General features: G+C 58.6%; 16 protein-coding genes. 12 read left to right on the forward strand and 4 right to left on the reverse strand.

Annotated features, from left to right (window positions below):
• The first annotated feature begins 267 nt into the window (after positions 1 to 267).
• Both F8N44_RS04235 and F8N44_RS04240 read left to right on the forward strand, forming a co-directional pair.
• Positions 268 to 1,854: an ABC-F family ATPase gene (locus tag F8N44_RS04235; protein WP_007914779.1), complete on the forward strand. Its 1,587-nt coding sequence runs from the start codon at positions 268 to 270 to the stop codon at positions 1,852 to 1,854.
• Between the two features lie 328 nt (positions 1,855 to 2,182).
• Positions 2,183 to 3,370, forward strand: coding sequence for an MFS transporter (locus tag F8N44_RS04240; RefSeq protein ID WP_150649443.1), 1,188 nt, complete (start codon positions 2,183 to 2,185; stop codon positions 3,368 to 3,370).
• A 135-nt stretch (positions 3,371 to 3,505) separates the two neighbouring features.
• On the opposite strand, the gene F8N44_RS04245 is transcribed toward F8N44_RS04240, so the two are convergent.
• Both F8N44_RS04245 and F8N44_RS04250 read right to left on the reverse strand, forming a co-directional pair.
• A complete protein-coding gene (locus tag F8N44_RS04245; RefSeq protein ID WP_150649444.1) occupies positions 3,506 to 4,543 on the reverse strand; it encodes an alpha/beta hydrolase family protein in 1,038 nt (345 codons plus the stop codon).
• A 233-nt stretch (positions 4,544 to 4,776) separates the two neighbouring features.
• The gene (locus F8N44_RS04250) at positions 4,777 to 5,388 is read right to left on the reverse strand and encodes an FMN-dependent NADH-azoreductase (protein ID WP_150649445.1); all 612 of its coding nucleotides are present in this window, start codon (positions 5,386 to 5,388) and stop codon (positions 4,777 to 4,779) included.
• A gap of 125 nt (positions 5,389 to 5,513) precedes the next feature.
• On the opposite strand from F8N44_RS04250, the gene F8N44_RS04255 reads away from it, so the two are divergent.
• Both F8N44_RS04255 and F8N44_RS04260 read left to right on the forward strand, forming a co-directional pair.
• Complete coding sequence (locus tag F8N44_RS04255) at positions 5,514 to 6,422, forward strand: LysR substrate-binding domain-containing protein (protein WP_150649446.1); 909 nt, start codon at positions 5,514 to 5,516, stop codon at positions 6,420 to 6,422.
• On the forward strand, positions 6,419 to 6,778 hold the full coding sequence (locus F8N44_RS04260) for an MmcQ/YjbR family DNA-binding protein (protein ID WP_150649447.1): 360 nt from the start codon (positions 6,419 to 6,421) through the stop codon (positions 6,776 to 6,778). Before F8N44_RS04255 ends, F8N44_RS04260 begins: the two co-directional genes overlap by 4 nt.
• A gap of 118 nt (positions 6,779 to 6,896) precedes the next feature.
• Here the strand turns inward: F8N44_RS04260 and F8N44_RS04265 are convergent, their stop codons facing one another.
• A complete protein-coding gene (locus F8N44_RS04265) occupies positions 6,897 to 7,328 on the reverse strand; it encodes a DUF1294 domain-containing protein (protein WP_150649448.1) in 432 nt (143 codons plus the stop codon).
• The gene (locus F8N44_RS04270) at positions 7,325 to 8,155 is read right to left on the reverse strand and encodes an undecaprenyl-diphosphate phosphatase (protein ID WP_095118793.1); all 831 of its coding nucleotides are present in this window, start codon (positions 8,153 to 8,155) and stop codon (positions 7,325 to 7,327) included. Before F8N44_RS04270 ends, F8N44_RS04265 begins: the two co-directional genes overlap by 4 nt.
• 303 nt (positions 8,156 to 8,458) lie before the next feature.
• Here F8N44_RS04270 and F8N44_RS04275 point away from each other — a divergent pair, with 303 nt between their 5' ends.
• From F8N44_RS04275 to F8N44_RS04310, 8 genes are all read left to right on the forward strand, one after another.
• Complete coding sequence (locus tag F8N44_RS04275; protein WP_150649449.1) at positions 8,459 to 10,093, forward strand: methyl-accepting chemotaxis protein; 1,635 nt, start codon at positions 8,459 to 8,461, stop codon at positions 10,091 to 10,093.
• Positions 10,094 to 10,349: 256 nt separating this feature from the next.
• On the forward strand, positions 10,350 to 10,913 hold the full coding sequence (pnuC, locus tag F8N44_RS04280) for a nicotinamide riboside transporter PnuC (protein ID WP_034153935.1): 564 nt from the start codon (positions 10,350 to 10,352) through the stop codon (positions 10,911 to 10,913).
• Complete coding sequence (locus F8N44_RS04285; protein WP_150649450.1) at positions 10,910 to 11,434, forward strand: AAA family ATPase; 525 nt, start codon at positions 10,910 to 10,912, stop codon at positions 11,432 to 11,434. Before pnuC ends, F8N44_RS04285 begins: the two co-directional genes overlap by 4 nt.
• A gap of 357 nt (positions 11,435 to 11,791) precedes the next feature.
• Complete coding sequence (locus tag F8N44_RS04290) at positions 11,792 to 12,241, forward strand: hypothetical protein (RefSeq protein ID WP_150649451.1); 450 nt, start codon at positions 11,792 to 11,794, stop codon at positions 12,239 to 12,241.
• A gap of 1 nt (position 12,242) precedes the next feature.
• Entirely contained in the window at positions 12,243 to 12,818 is a 576-nt protein-coding gene (locus F8N44_RS04295; protein ID WP_150649452.1) for an adhesin, read from the forward strand.
• A 73-nt stretch (positions 12,819 to 12,891) separates the two neighbouring features.
• Positions 12,892 to 13,890, forward strand: coding sequence for a heme utilization protein (locus F8N44_RS04300; RefSeq protein WP_150649453.1), 999 nt, complete (start codon positions 12,892 to 12,894; stop codon positions 13,888 to 13,890).
• A 63-nt stretch (positions 13,891 to 13,953) separates the two neighbouring features.
• On the forward strand, positions 13,954 to 14,634 hold the full coding sequence (locus F8N44_RS04305; protein WP_093432815.1) for a C39 family peptidase: 681 nt from the start codon (positions 13,954 to 13,956) through the stop codon (positions 14,632 to 14,634).
• Between the two features lie 44 nt (positions 14,635 to 14,678).
• Positions 14,679 to 15,425 carry a hypothetical protein gene (locus F8N44_RS04310; protein ID WP_093432818.1) on the forward strand — a complete coding sequence of 249 codons (747 nt, stop codon included), beginning with the start codon at positions 14,679 to 14,681 and terminating at the stop codon, positions 15,423 to 15,425.
• The last annotated feature ends 27 nt before the right edge of the window (positions 15,426 to 15,452 follow it).

The raw sequence follows: 15,452 nt of genomic DNA on the forward strand, positions 1-15,452 counted from the left end.
CGGACGCTCGGTGAAAGGTGGCATTTTAGCCACAGTTTGTAACCGATAGTGAACCTTCATCTGTGAAAAACTGTCCCGCGATCATGCCAATCGGCGATCGTGGCGTCTTCGCCCTATCGTTTAAAGAGCCAGACCAGTACAATCGCCGCCAAACTTTACGCGCCCCCCTTGGTTGATGACGGGACTTCCCCGCTTCAGCGCACTTTGACTCGGGCCAAGCGCTCCAGCCGCACCCTCGCTACTCAGAATGCTTCGCAGGAATAACTCTTGATTTCTACAGCTAACATCACGATGCAGTTCGGCGCCAAGCCGCTCTTCGAAAACGTTTCGGTCAAATTCGGCGCGGGCAATCGCTACGGTCTGATCGGCGCCAACGGTTGCGGCAAGTCGACCTTCATGAAAATCCTCGGCGGTGACCTCGACCCGTCCGGCGGTCAGGTCATGCTCGAGCCGAACGTGCGTCTGGGTAAATTGCGCCAGGACCAGTTCGCCTACGAAGAATTCACCGTGATCGACACCGTGATCATGGGTCACGAAGAGCTGTGGAAGGTCAAGGCCGAGCGCGACCGCATCTACTCGCTGCCGGAAATGAGCGAAGAAGACGGCATGGCCGTGGCCGAGCTGGAAACCGAATTCGCCGAGATGGACGGCTACACCGCCGAATCCCGCGCCGGTGAACTGTTGCTGGGCCTGGGTATCGGCATCGAGCAGCACTTCGGCCCGATGAGCGAAGTTTCGCCGGGCTGGAAACTGCGCGTGTTGCTGGCGCAGGCGCTGTTCTCCGATCCGGAAGTGCTGTTGCTCGACGAACCGACCAACCACCTGGACATCAACACCATTCGCTGGCTGGAAAACGTGCTGACCCAGCGTAACAGCCTGATGATCATCATCTCCCACGACCGTCACTTCCTGAACAGCGTGTGCACGCACATGGCTGACCTGGATTACGGCGAGCTGCGTCTGTTCCCGGGCAACTACGACGAGTACATGACCGTGGCGACCCAGTCCCGCGAGCAACTGCTGTCGGACAACGCCAAGAAGAAAGCGCAGATTTCCGAGCTGCAATCGTTCGTCAGCCGCTTCTCGGCCAACGCCTCGAAAGCCAAGCAGGCTACTTCCCGCGCCAAGGCGATCGACAAGATCCAGCTGGCCGAGGTCAAGCCTTCGAGCCGCGTGAGCCCGTTCATCCGCTTCGATCAGAACAAGAAGCTGCACCGCCAGGCGGTCATCGTCGAAAAAATGGCCAAAGGCTTCGACGGCAAACCACTGTTCAAAGACTTCAGCTTCCAGGTTGAAGCCGGCGAGCGCGTGGCGATCATCGGCCCGAACGGTATCGGTAAAACCACCTTGCTGCGCACCCTGGTCAACGAACTGACCCCGGACGCCGGCAGCATCAAGTGGACCGACGCCGCGGAACTGGGCTACTACGCTCAGGACCACGCGCACGACTTCGAAGACGACGTCACCCTGTTCGACTGGATGGGTCAGTGGACCCAGGGCGAGCAGATGATTCGCGGTACTTTGGGCCGCATGCTGTTCTCCAACGACGAGATCCTCAAATCGGTCAAAGTGATTTCCGGTGGTGAGCAAGGTCGCATGTTGTTCGGCAAGCTGATCCTGCAAAAGCCGAACGTGCTGATCATGGACGAACCAACCAACCACTTGGACATGGAATCGATCGAGGCGCTGAACCTGGCGCTGGAAAACTACCCGGGCACGCTGATCTTCGTCAGCCACGACCGTGAGTTCGTATCGTCCCTGGCCACGCGCATCATCGAGCTGAGCCCGGATGGCGTGACTGACTTCAGCGGCACTTACGATGACTACCTGCGTAGTCAGGGTGTTGTGTTTTAAATAGCAGCTGAAAACTGAAAAGCCCTGTCCATGTGACGGGGCTTTTTGCATTTCAGGGTGAGGGATTTGCTGGTGCGGATACCTTCGCGAGCAAGCTCGCTCCCACACGGGAATGCATTCCAAAGGCAGTGATTTACGGGTGCGACTCCTTCGCGAGCAGGATCGCTCCCACAAGGGGAATGCATTCCAAGGGTGGGAGCGAGCCTGCTCGCGAAGGGGCCATCAGCAGCTACATCAATCCTCAGGGAAAGTAGTTAGCCTGCTTTCTTTTATCTCAAGCCCACGCCATGATGCGAACTCTCCCACCGCCGCCCGCGAACGAGTCCTCATGTCTGCGCAGCAACTGCCACCGCAAAGCTCCATGGCGATCACCCTGCAGATCGTCTCCATCGTCTTCTACACCTTTATTGCCTTCCTCTGCATCGGTTTGCCGATCGCAGTGTTGCCCGGTTATGTGCACGAACAATTGGGTTTCAGCGCGGTCATTGCCGGGCTGGTGATTGGCTCGCAATACCTGGCCACCCTGCTCAGCCGGCCAATGGCCGGGCGCATGTCGGATACGGTCGGCACCAAGCGGGCGATCATTTATGGCTTGTGGGGGATTGTCCTCAGCGGCTTGCTGACCCTGGTCTCTACGCTGCTGCAAGACTTTGCGCTGACAAGCCTGATCATTTTGATTATCGGGCGCTTGCTGCTCGGCATCGCGCAAGGGCTGATTGGCGTCGGCACGATCAGTTGGTGCATGGGCCAGGTCGGCGTCGAGCACACCGCAAAATCCATTGGCTGGAACGGCATCGCTTCCTATGGCGCGATTGCCATTGGTGCGCCGCTGGGTGTGGTAATGGTCGCCGATTACGGTTTCACCAGCCTCGGCATCGCGCTGGCGGTCCTTGCGGCCGGCGCACTGCTGCTGATCCGCAATAAACCCTCGGTGCCGGTGATCCGTGGCGAACGGCTGCCATTCTGGGCGGTGTTCGGACGGATTGCCCCGTATGGCGCCAGCCTGACCCTCGCCTCAATCGGCTACGGCACGCTGACTACGTTTATCACTCTTTATTACCTTAATCGCGGCTGGACCGGCGCGGCGTATTGCCTGACGGTGTTCGGCGTATGTTTCATTCTGTCGCGGCTGCTGTTTATTTCGGCGATCAGCCGTTTCGGCGGCTTCAAATCGGCGATCGCCTGCATGACCATCGAAACCGTCGGGCTGCTGATGTTGTGGCTGGCGCCCTCCACTGCTTTCGCTTTGATCGGCGCCGGACTGGCGGGGTTTGGCCTGTCGTTGGTGTACCCGGCGCTGGGCGTTGAAGCGATCAAACAGGTGCCCAGCTCCAGTCGCGGTTCGGGTTTGGGCGCTTACGCGGTGTTCTTCGATCTGGCGCTGGCGATTGCCGGACCGCTGATGGGCGCGGTGGCGTTGAATCTGGGGTATTCGTGGATATTCTTCAGTGCGGCGCTGTTGTCGGTGATCGGGCTGGGGCTGACCCTGCTGCTCCAGCGCCGGGCGATTTCCTGAACAATCGACGCAAAACCAATGTGGGAGCGAGCCTGCTCGCGAAGGCGGTGAGTCAGTCAGCACATGTATTGACTGACACTACGCCTTCGCGAGCAAGCTCGCTCCCACAGTTGCTGCGGTGCTGCGGGGATCGGGTTATTGATCTGCGGTTTGCATGCCGGCCCGGGTCGGTTTGCCCAAGGCATGGGAGAAAAACCGTCCGGCCTCGGAGATCAGATTACGGTGAATGTCCTCGCGATCAACACCATCCGCATCAGTACACAACGCCGGCATCGCGCGAATCTGCTCTTCATTGCACGGCGCCATAAAGACAAAGTGCCCTGCCCCGGCCAGTAACTTGAAGTCCGGCGCTGTCGGCAGTTTGCGCGCCAACGCGGCAGCGTTCTTGTCGAAGGCCACCAGTTTGTCGCCATCACCGCTGTACAGCAGCACCGGCACATGCACATCGGCGAGGGTGTGGCGACCGAACTTAAGGCTCAGCGGCGCCATCAGCAGCAAGGCGTGCACGCGCGGATCGGCGACTGGTTGCAGGTCATCACGGTCAACGATGAGTTCGCCTTGGGTGTTACAGGCATCCCGGTCATCCGGACGTTCCTGGCAATACCGACGCAGGCGATCCAGATCCGGTTGCGCCCCGGACAGAATCAACGCCGTCTCGCCGCCCGCCGAATAACCGATCACCCCGACCTGATCGGCGTTGACATACGGCGCGAGCATGCGGTCGCCAAGGGTCGCGGTAATCGCTTCGGAAATCTGGATCGGCCGCCCGTACAGATTGCTCAGGGTACCGAGTCGGCTGTGGTCTTTGGAGTTGTCACCGGGGTGAATCACCGCCACCACGACAAAGCCTTTGCGTGCCAGCGAGGTCGCGAGGTCGTGCAGCGCCAGGGGCGTGCCGGTGTTGCCGTGGGAGAGCATCAACATCGGAAAGCGGCCGATGGCGACTTTGGTGTCTTCGCCGGCCTCGACTGAGTACCCCTCGAGCAGGCTCATGTGTTCGCGGTCGCTGGAGGGATAGAACGCGATGGCGCGCATCGGTTGCAGATCCAGTGGGTCGAGGAAGGTCATCTCGTGATAACCGACGCTCCACACAGGGTGTCGCCCAGGCGCAGCATGCACTGTGTTAAGGCTGCCAAGCAGGCAAATCAGTAACGTTGCACAAAGACGCATCATGGGATGCCCACCCTGTTGTTGCTCAATCGAAAGATCCGTTGCGTGGCGGGCCAGAACCACCGGGATTCGGTGTTTCGGTACGACATGCATTCAGACACTGATTGTTCGACTGCATAACCCGGGCCAGATTATGTAACAGTCAGAAACAAAAAACTCCGTATTCGCCCCTTGCGGAACCAGAATACAGAGTTTTTTGGGGGTTACCTGAACATCAGCTGTTCTTTACGCAAGCCTTACGCCGCGGCGAACAATTGCTCGCTGATTTTTGCTTGCGCAGCGGTCATGGCGTTGTTGCGCACTTCTTCGCCATACGCCAGGCCTTCGGCGCGGACGATTTCGATGTCGGTGATGCCGAGGAAGCCCAGAACCAGCTTCAGGTATTCTTCGTGAGCGATGCCGCTGGCCTGACCGGCATGGATACCGCCGGAGGTGGAAACGATCACCACTTTCTTGCCACCGCACAGGCCTTCAGGGCCGGCTTCGGTGTAACGGAAGGTCTGACCGGCAACGGCAACGCGATCGATCCACGCCTTGAGTTGAGTCGGTACGGTGAAGTTGTACATCGGCGCGGCGATCACTACGGCGTCAGCAGCGATGAACTCGGCCAGGGTCGAAGCGCTCAGTTCAGCTTCGTGCTGTTGTGCGGCGTTGCGCAGTTCAGCGGTGGTACCGGCGGCGACCAGCGTGGTCGACGAGAAGTGGCTGATGGCGTCGGCGGCCAGGTCGCGGTAGGTCACGACAGCGCTTGGCTCGGCGGTTTGCCAGGCTTTGACGACTTCGCTGCTCAACTGACGGGAAGCCGAGTTGTCGCCCAGAATGCTCGAATCGATATGCAGCAGTTTCATGTGGAATCTCCTGGAATGAATCGCCGGTGGCGACGGAATGGAGACAATCCTACGCAAGAAACCAATGGATGATTAGCCGCCTGAAATGCGATAGTTTGTCCCATCTATAGAACAGTGGATTTTCTATGCAAGACCTCAACGATCTCTACTATTTCGCCAAAGTCGTCGAGGCCGGCGGGTTCGCGGCGGCCGGGCGTTTGCTGGGCATTCCCAAGTCACGACTGTCACGGCGTATTGCCGAACTGGAAGAACGCCTCGGCGCGCGTTTGCTGCAACGCACCACTCGGCAACTCAATCTCACCGCGGTTGGCGAACGTTATCTGCGTCACTGTCAGGCGATGTTGCTGGAAGCGGAAATGGCCGATGAGGCGGTGGCGAGCATGTCCAGTGAGCCGCGTGGACGCTTGCGGGTGTCCTGCCCGACCGGTTTGGCGCATGAGATGCTGCCGTGGGTGATCAGCGAATTTCTCGGTAAATTTCCGCAGGTGCAACTTGAAGTCGTTCTGCTCAATCGCCGCGTCGATCTGGTCGGCGAAGGCTTTGATGTGGCGTTGCGCGTGCGTGAACATGGAGATGAGGACCCGTTGCTGGTCACCCGGCGTCTGCGCCAGGCGCAAATGGTCGTGGTGGCCAGCCCGGCGTTTATCCAGGGGCAAACGATTGACCATCCGCAAGACCTGAAAACGCTGCCGGTGCTCGGCGCGCTGGAGGCGGATCGTCTGGTTCATGTGCGCCTGCTCGATCAGCAGGGCAACAGTTTCGAGCTGAACATGGAAGCACGGCTGGGCATTGATGATTTCGTGGTACGCAAGGCCTGCGTCCTCGCGGGTCAGGGCTTCACGCTGCTGCCGATGATGTATTGCGAAGAGGAACTGAGAAACGGCACGCTGGTGCAGATGCTACCCGAGTGGTCGTTGCCTGGCGGCTGGCTGCAAGCGGTGTATCCGCATCGACGCGGCGTAATGCCGGCGGTGCGAGCATGGATCGATCATCTGGTCGAGTCGTTCAATGCCTGTGGGGAGCGGTTGTTATGAGCAAGGGAAAGATGAGCGAAGCCGATGTTGCGGCGTTCTGCCTGGCATTGCCGGGCGCTCGAGAAGATTACAAATGGGGTGGCGTGCGGGTGTTTTCGATTGCCGGCAACAAGATGTTTGCCTTGCAGGGGCTGCGCGGAGATTCACTGGCATTCAAGGTCGACAAGGATCTGTTTCTCGGCCATTGCGACCGCCCGGGGATTCACCCGGCGCCATATCTGGCGCGGGCGCAGTGGATCATCATGCAACCGCCCTACCCGCTGGGCGCTGAGGAATTGCGCGGGTTGTTGCAGCGCTCGCATCAACTGGTGGTGAGCAAACTGCCGAAGAAGACCCAAATCGGTTTAATGCTGTAAACCCGATTCCCCTGTGTAGGAGCTGCCGAAGGCTGCGATCCTTTGACTTTGATCTTTTAAAAGCAAGATCAAAAGATCGCAGCCTTCGGCAGCTCCTACAGGGGACTGGCGGTGCGGTTTAGAACAGGGTCAACAAGTTCGAGCCGAGAAACAGCTGGTCGATCCAGAACACTTGGTGCAACGCGACAATCACCCAGAACAGAATCTGAAACGAGACCTTGCGCGTCTTGTGCCGGAACACCTGCTGGGCAATCAATGCGCCCGGCCAGCCGCCGGCCAGTTCCACTGCATGCAGGATATTCTCCGGTGTGCGCCAGGCATCCGTGCGCGCCTTGCGCTTGTCCGCCCAGTACATGAAGAACGCCAGGACGCTGACGATCCCGTAAGCGGCCAACGGCACCCACGAGATCCCGTGCAGCCACATTGATACGGAGCCGAACAGCGGCAACGCGCAGACGATCAACAGAACGACCAGTTTCAGCTTCAGGTTCTGGATGTGGTTGCCGCCCGATGGTCGACCTTCAAGCCGGCGTGCGCGGGAATCACTCATGGTTTGGCCGCCGCCCAGTCGATCCAGCCAAACTGCCACGTCGCCAGAATGACCAGACCAAACACAATCCGATACCAGGCAAACGCCGCATAGCTGTGGCTGGCGATGAACTTGAGCAAGCCGCGCACGGCGATCATGGCGAAGATGAACGCTGTGACGAAACCGATGGCGAACACCGGAAAGTCTGCCGGTACAAACAGATCGCGGTACTTGTAGCCCGAGTAAACCGCCGCACCGACCATGGTTGGCATGGCGAGGAAGAACGAGAACTCCGTGGCAGTCTTGCGCGACAGGCCGAACAGCAAACCGCCAATGATCGTCGAGCCGGAACGCGAGGTGCCGGGAATCATCGCCAGACACTGCGCAAAGCCGACCTTGAGGGCGTCTTTCCAGGTGATCTCATCGACCGTTTCCGCATGCACTTCATGTTGACGTTTTTCCGCCCACAACATGATGATGCCGCCCACCACCAACGCGGCCGCGACGGTAATCGGGTTAAACAGATACTCGTGAATCAAGTCGGCAAAAATCACGCCCAGTACCACGGCGGGCAGAAACGCGATCAGCAGATTGGCGGTGAAACGCCGGGCGCTGGGCTGCGTCGGCAAACCGATGACCACATCGAAAATCTTGCGTCGAAACTCCCAGACCACCGCGAGGATCGCGCCGAGCTGGATGATGATATTGAACGCCATGGCCCGTTCGCCGCCGAATTCGAGCAAGTCGGCAACAATGATCTGGTGTCCGGTACTGGAAATGGGCAAAAACTCCGTCAGCCCTTCTACAACTCCTAGTATCAGTGCCTGCAAGGCCGTCCAAAGATCCATCAAACCCCCAAAGAGCGATGCGCGCTGGCATGCCCCGATAGTATTTTTTTCGTTCACTGCGATCAGCGTAGCTGGTTATGGCTGTACCGATTCCGCGCGCACAGGATCCACACGAAACGGTCAAAATTCCGTGAAATATCAATTTGGATTCAGGTTTTCACGCGCGGGGCCGAAATCCTAACAGACAAGCCTTAATAGCGCTGCCGCGTTATACGACTTGGGTCGCGTATGCCCACCCGCATAATCGTGGTTGGATGCTGGCGGTCGTTTATTACAAGAAAAAGAATCCGGAGTGACAGCGTTATGAACAGCTTGCGCAGTGTGTCGATCAGCCGACGCTTGTGGCTCATCTTGATTGTGGCGGTGGTCATGTTGCTGACCTTGGGCGTGTTGATGCTCAAGCAGATCCACGACGATCTCTACCATGCCAAAGCCCAGAAAACCCAACACGTGGTGCAGACCGCCAGCGGCCTGCTGACCTATTACCACGACCTCGAAACCGCCGGCACGCTGACTAAAGAGGCCGCGCAGAAACAGGCCCTGACAGCGATTCGCGGCCTGCGTTACGACCAGAGCGATTATTTCTGGATCAACGACCTCACGCCCGTGATGGTCATGCACCCGACCAACCCGAAACTGGAAGGCCAGAACCTCTCGGCGATCCGCGATCCGGACGGTTTTGCGGTATTCAACGAAATGGTTGCCATCGCCAAGGCCAAAGGCGCCGGCATGGTCGATTACCGGTGGCCGAAACCGGGTGCCAGTGAGCCGGTGGCCAAGACTTCTTACGTGAAACTGTTCGAACCGTGGGGCTGGGTGCTTGGCTCCGGGGTTTATGTCGATGATGTGCAGGCGGAGTTCCAGGGCCAGGTGATCAAAGCCACGGTCATCGGCCTGGCGATTGCGCTGATCATGGCGTTGCTGGTGATCCTGATCGCGCGCAGCATCGTCCGTCCGCTGCAGGAAACCGTGAACGCCATGGCTAACATCGCCAGCGGCGAAAGCGACCTGACCCGCAGTCTCGATACCCACGGCAAGGATGAGGTCACTGAACTGGCGCATCACTTCAACGCCTTTACCGCCAAACTGCGGCGGGTGATCGGCGACTTGCAGGTGTCGGCCAGCGCCTTGGGTCAATCGTCCAGTGAACTGGGCAACGACGCTTCGCAGGCCCAGCAACGCAGCCAGCAGCAATCGCAGCAGATGGAACTGGTGGCCACGGCGATCAACGAAGTGACCTATGGCGTGCAGGACGTGGCGAAGAACGCCGAACACGCCGCAGCCGAAATGCGTGACGCCGAGGCGCAGGCGCAACAGGGCCAGATCAATATCGACGGCAGCTTGCAGCAGATCGACAAGCTGTCCGGGACCATTGATCAAGCGGTTGAGGTGATTCGCACCCTCGCGGCCGAAAGCACCCAGATCGGCAGCGTGCTGGAAGTGATCCGCTCGATTGCCGAGCAGACCAACCTGCTCGCGCTCAACGCCGCGATAGAGGCCGCCCGTGCCGGTGAACAAGGTCGCGGGTTTGCCGTGGTCGCGGATGAAGTGCGCTTGTTGGCGCAGCGCACGCAGAAGTCGACAGCGGAAATCCAGTCGATGATCGAACGTCTGCAGAACCATTCCGAAGCCGCCGTAAAGGTCATCGGCGACAGCAGCAAGGCGTCGCAATTGACCATCGAGCAAGCCGGACTGGCGGGGGCGAGTCTGAATGCCATTGGCCAGGCATTGCGCAACCTCAATGGTCTTAATGCGTCGATTGCCAGCGCTACGTTGCAGCAGGCGCATGTGGTTGAGGACATCAATCAGAACGTCACTCAGGCGGCCGGCCTCTCGCACAGCACGGCGATCGCGGCCGAACAGTCGAGTGCCGCCAGCGTACGGCTCGGCCAATTGAGCGAACAACTCAACGGCCTTCTGCGCCAGTTCCGCGTCTGACCCGTGTAACTGTGGTGAGCCCACCCCTCACCCCAGCCCTCTCCCCGAGGAGAGGGGGCCGACCGAGGTGTCTCAAGCTATATGTCGACCTGAAAAATCCGAGTCGATTATGGATTCAACGCAGAAAGATCAGGTCGGCGTATCTCGAACATCCAACTGGGTCAGTCCCCTCTCCCTCTGGGAGAGGGTTAGGGTGAGGGGTTTGGCCCAATGCAGTACAATCCGCCCCCTCCTCAATTTCCCCCAAGGAACCCCCATGTCCGGGCTTGAACTGTTTGCCGCCGCCCTTGGCGTGATCGCCGTGTGGCTGACGGTCAAACAGAATCCGTGGTGCTGGCCGATCGGCCTGGTCATGGTGCTGCTCTATAGCTGGATCTTCTTTGAAGTGAAGCTGTACTCGGACATGTTGCTGCAAGTGATCTACGCCGCGCTGCAAGTCTATGGCTGGTGGCAATGGACCCGCGCCGGGACGATGCATGACGGTCGTGAGGTCACCCGCCTCGATCAACGCTCTATCCTGATCGGCCTCGGTGCAGGTGCGGTCGGCAGCCTGCTGCTCGGTGCGGCCATGGCCCACTGGACCGATGCCGCGCAACCGTGGCTCGATGCCGCGCTGACCGGATTCAGCCTGGTCGCGCAACTGTGGATGGCACAGAAACGCCTGCAATGCTGGGCGCTGTGGTTCGTGCTCGATGTGATCTTTGTCGGCTTGTTCATCTATAAAGGACTGTACCTCACCGCTGCGTTGTACGGCCTGTTCACCCTGCTGGCGATTCAAGGTTTCCGTGAATGGCGCGCTGACCCGGCGTTGCGCACATGAAGGTCGTGGTCCTGACCGGCCCCGAATCCACCGGCAAGAGCTGGCTGGCGGCAGGCCTGCAACGACGCTTTGGCGGTGTGCGCGTGGATGAGTACGTGCGCCGCTTTATCGAACTCAATCCCCGTGATACCTGCCTGGCCGACATCCCTGCAATCGCTCGGGGCCAGTTGCAATGGGAAGATCAAGCGCGGGCGCAACAGCCGTCGTTGCTGATTCTCGACACCCATTTGTTGAGCAACATGCTGTGGAGCCAGACGCTGTTCGGTGATTGCCCGGGCTGGCTGGAAACCGAGCTGTTGGCACGGCATTACGACCTGCACCTTCTATTGTCCCCGGAACAGGTCGACTGGACCGATGACGGTCAGCGCTGCCAACCTGACCTGAACGAGCGTCTGGCGTTTTACCAGTCCACGCAAAACTGGCTGGAAAACCACCATCAGCGCTTTCTGATCATTGAGGGCAATTGGGCCGAGCGCCAACTGCAGGCTTTTGCCGCCGTCGAGCAACTGCTTGCGGAGTGACCCGGCCAACGGGTCAGTTTCCCCAAAGATTTTCCCTGTTTTGGGGGCAAAGTGTCCGATCCTGAAACACTCCGTGAGGTGCAAAGTGCCCGTCTCAGCACTGTTCACCGTTTTGTCATCGCTGTTGTTTCACGGTTGAAACACATCGTCGCAAACCCTCGTTCCAGAGCTTTGTTCAGCCAATAGACAGGTCGGCGCGCCCATGCGTGTATCAGCCCTGAAACAACGTGTGTATCAAGTGCGCGCCTGGTTTTCGCAAGTATCTGAAAGCAAACAACATTCAAAAAGCGGCACAGCTTTCGCTCTCTCCTTCACAACGCTGACTCGGGCCAGCCCACTGAAGAAGGAATTGCAGCCGTGGGGAATATCCAAAAAGGTTTGACCTGCCTTCTGCTGATCGGATCAGCAGCCAGTACGTTCATCAGCTTCAACGTGCAGGCAGAAGGTAATGGCGTGATTGTCCTCAACCGCGATGTTCAGCCTATTCCTATCGGTCGCAGCGGCGGTAAAGACCCCTATCCAACCACAGTCAATGCTAACCCTTCAGCCCGCATCAATCAGGCGATGAGCAGCACTGAGCTCAATGACGGTGAGTTTGCCAGCGTAGCCAGTGGCTCCTCGATCCGCGGCAACATCAGCACACCGACGGCGAATCTGCCCGGCATGAACACCCTGACCAATACCAACGGCCTGCCCGGTATGAGCAGCGGCCACGGCGGCGGCGCCGGCGGTTCCATCTCCAATACCGTCAACCGCGCCATGGGCGCAGGCCTTGCGCCGCTGACCCGCATGGCTGGAGGCCAATAAGATGAATCGTTCTCTGCTCCTGCTTGCCCTCCTCGGCTGCGCCAGTGCGATGGCGGCCGACCCCAGCTCAGTGAACAACGCGAACATTCAGGACACCGGCATTCAGTACCGCGGCAACTACAACGTCAACCAGGCCGCTGGCGATCAGATGCAACAGACCAACACCAAGGCGATCGCCATTGGCACCTCGGCCAGCGCCACCACCAATGTTCGCCAAACGATCGACACACCCGCCAATCCTTCGACGAATGCCAGCGCGACCATTGGCGGCAACTCTTTCAGTAATGGCAACGGGATCCTCGGTGTGAACCAGGGCGCCGGTGCCAACAACCAGATGGCCAACGTCACGCGCGTCAGCATCAGTGCTGCCCCGCAGAGCGTTGACGACAGTGCCCTTTCGCAACAGAACGTGGCGCTTTTACCGAGCTCAGGAGCAACTGGTACCTCACCCGGCAGTCGCCAGGTCACGACAAGTGATCAGGCCTTCACCGGCAGCCGCGGGGTAATCCAGGTGAACCAGAGTGCCGGGGTGGGGAACCGTATGGCTAACACCCTGAGCATCCGGGTCGCTGACTGACCCAAACAACAAAAGCAGTGCAATTAGAAAGTACCAACACTTAACCAACTAATAAGCACGATGGAGAAACACCATGAAACCTACAATGGCTCTCAAACCACTGGTTTTCGCACTTGCAGCAGTGATGGCAATCGCAGCACAGGCAGGCGGTCGTGATGACGATCATGGTAACGGGCACGGCAATGGTCATGGCAACCATGAACCAAAAGGCCCTACCCTGGAACAACTTCTGCAAATCGGCGCCGGCGCTGGTGCTGCCGTACTCGACACGCAGAACAGCGATGGCAACCTGGTGGGCAACCAAGGCACCAAAAATGATGCCTCCGTTCGCGACTCCGCCAATGGCACCAACGGCAACGTCGGCATGAACAACACCGCCGGCGATGGCAACCAGCAAGACAACGCCGCTGCACTGGCAACTGCCGACGAAAGCTTCATCTTCGGCAGTGCCGTGTCCGTTTCCAGCGCGACTCAGGTCAACAACAACAACGCGGTTGCCAACTACTCGACAACCAACAACGCCAACCTCAACAACGTGGGTAACGGCGGTTCCGGCAACATCGGTGTGAACAACAGTGCCGGCAACTTCAACCAACAGAAAAACAACCTGGCCATTGCTGTATCCGGTGGTCGTGTAGCTAACGCCGCTGCCGCTGCCAACCAAAGCTCCACTGGGTTGACTGTGTCCAACAACGGCACTCAAACCTACAAAACCGATACTCTGAGAGGCACCTTCACCGCTGCCGGCGCATTCGTGGCAGCTGGCAAAGCGACCATCGAAGGCGACAAAGGCCATGGTGGTGGCGGTTATGGCGACAACGACCGTGGTCATGGCGGCAGCAAAGATCAGAAAGCGACCTTTGAAGCTGTCGGCATCTTCGGTCTCGCCGGTGTAACCACGCAACAAGTGCTGACCCCTGATGGCTGGAAAAACCCTGTGACCAACAACGCAAGCATCTCCAACGTTGGCAACAACTTCTCCGGCAACGCTGGTTACAACAACGCCGCTGGTGTTGGTAACCAACAAAGCAACTCGCTGTCCATCGCTGCAGGTTGCAAAGCCTGCCTGTAATCGCGATCGAAACGAAAGCCCCGGAAACGGGGCTTTTCCTCAGTCCGCAAAGGCGTATCGATCATGCGTAAGACTGCCCTTTTCGCTCTGCTTTGCCTGTCCGGCCTGACCCAGGCTGCCCAGATGCCAGTCGCTGCCCTCCCAGGCGGCGTACTCGTCTACAAGAACGTGCAAAGCATTCGTGAGCGCAAGTTTTCCGACATTGTCGAACAGAAAACCGATTTCAGCTGCGGCGCTGCTGCACTGGCTACGGTGTTACGCCAGGCCTATTGGCTCGACGTCGATGAGGAGCACATCATCAAAGGCATGCTGGTCAACGCTGACCAGGACCTTGTTCGTACTCAAGGGTTTTCCATGCTGGACATGAAGCGCTACATAGAAAGCATCGGCATGCGCGCCAGGGGTTACAAGATTCCGCCGGAAAAACTCGATGCTGTAACCATCCCGGTGGTGGTACTGATGGAAATTCGCGGCTACAAGCATTTCGTGGTTCTGCAGCGTTCGGACAAGGATTGGGTTTACATCGGAGACCCGGTTTTAGGCCACAAGCGCTACAAACATGATGACTTTGTCAAAGGTTGGAACGGCATTGTCTTCGCCATCGTCGGCCCCGGTTATGACAAAACCAATGCATTGCGCAGCCCGCCGACACCGCTGACGGCGAAGAACAAGCTGGATAACTTCAACCCTGTCAGAGATGCTGAATTGATGGACTTCGGGTTCATACAGAGCGACTTCTTTTAATCGCCGATTATAAAGAATGGGGCTGGATGTCCCGGGAGCAGCAAATGAAAACCTCATACTGGCTGGCCGCCGCCTGCCTGGCAGCGAGTGCGTCAGGCTATGCCAATGCAGGATTCAAACCTATAGAAATACAAGACAAGGAGTTGTCCGAACTACGTGGTCGTTATGTCATGCCGGGGCGGATTATCAGCTTCGGCATTGTCATGAGCAGTACCTGGCGCAACGCCAGTGGCGATTTGATCGGGGCTTCGACCTCGATGCAACTTCAGGCAGCAACGGTAAAACCTGAATTCTATGTTCAAACCATCAAGGAGCACGGCAACGGCAGCACCCTTTCTACGGGTACCGGCACAATCACCGGTGGCGCCGGCCTCGACAGCAGCCAGGGCGTAACACAGAGCGTACGCGCTGCGGGTGACAGCAATACCGCCTATAACAACGTAGCCATCAACGTTAAAGAAGCCAGTCAGGCGCCAGCACTGGTGCCCACCCAAGGGCAGGCGCTGATGGCCGGGCAAACCATCGGCGGCAGCAATGCCGCAGGCAGCGTGGCGGTTTCGGCCAACGGTGGCGGCGTACAAATGGCCATTCAGGCCTCCGGCAATCAAGGTACGGCCCTGCAACAGGTCGCCCAGGGAGGCTTGCTGCAGAACACCCGTCTGCTCGGCAGTGCCAACGTGGTCAATAACATGACTCAACTCAACGTCGTCCTGAATAATAACGGCATGAGTGCCGGCGCACTGGATTGCAACCTGACGCAACTCAGGGCACTACGCAATATTGGATATTGAACTACGCTGAGTCTCGATCATTGGGCT

This window comes from Pseudomonas fluorescens (assembly GCF_902497745.1).
Lineage (GTDB): Bacteria > Pseudomonadota > Gammaproteobacteria > Pseudomonadales > Pseudomonadaceae > Aquipseudomonas > Aquipseudomonas fluorescens_BM.

Excerpts from the sequence above, each read along its gene's own strand:
- F8N44_RS04300 (WP_150649453.1), top strand. The coding sequence starts at position 12,892 with ATGAAACCTACAATGGCTCTCAAACCACTGGTTTTCGCACTTGCAGCA.
- F8N44_RS04285 (WP_150649450.1), top strand. The coding sequence starts at position 10,910 with ATGAAGGTCGTGGTCCTGACCGGCCCCGAATCCACCGGCAAGAGCTGG.
- F8N44_RS04275 (WP_150649449.1), top strand. The coding sequence starts at position 8,459 with ATGAACAGCTTGCGCAGTGTGTCGATCAGCCGACGCTTGTGGCTCATC.
- F8N44_RS04250 (WP_150649445.1), bottom strand. The coding sequence starts at position 5,388 with ATGAAACTGCTGCATATCGATTCGAGCATTCTGGGCGACAACTCGGCT.
- F8N44_RS04255 (WP_150649446.1), top strand. The coding sequence starts at position 5,514 with ATGCAAGACCTCAACGATCTCTACTATTTCGCCAAAGTCGTCGAGGCC.
- F8N44_RS04245 (WP_150649444.1), bottom strand. The coding sequence starts at position 4,543 with ATGATGCGTCTTTGTGCAACGTTACTGATTTGCCTGCTTGGCAGCCTT.
- F8N44_RS04295 (WP_150649452.1), top strand. The coding sequence starts at position 12,243 with ATGAATCGTTCTCTGCTCCTGCTTGCCCTCCTCGGCTGCGCCAGTGCG.
- F8N44_RS04260 (WP_150649447.1), top strand. The coding sequence starts at position 6,419 with ATGAGCAAGGGAAAGATGAGCGAAGCCGATGTTGCGGCGTTCTGCCTG.
- F8N44_RS04305 (WP_093432815.1), top strand. The coding sequence starts at position 13,954 with ATGCGTAAGACTGCCCTTTTCGCTCTGCTTTGCCTGTCCGGCCTGACC.
- F8N44_RS04270 (WP_095118793.1), bottom strand. The coding sequence starts at position 8,155 with ATGGATCTTTGGACGGCCTTGCAGGCACTGATACTAGGAGTTGTAGAA.
- F8N44_RS04265 (WP_150649448.1), bottom strand. The coding sequence starts at position 7,328 with ATGAGTGATTCCCGCGCACGCCGGCTTGAAGGTCGACCATCGGGCGGC.
- pnuC (WP_034153935.1), top strand. The coding sequence starts at position 10,350 with ATGTCCGGGCTTGAACTGTTTGCCGCCGCCCTTGGCGTGATCGCCGTG.
- F8N44_RS04310 (WP_093432818.1), top strand. The coding sequence starts at position 14,679 with ATGAAAACCTCATACTGGCTGGCCGCCGCCTGCCTGGCAGCGAGTGCG.
- F8N44_RS04240 (WP_150649443.1), top strand. The coding sequence starts at position 2,183 with ATGTCTGCGCAGCAACTGCCACCGCAAAGCTCCATGGCGATCACCCTG.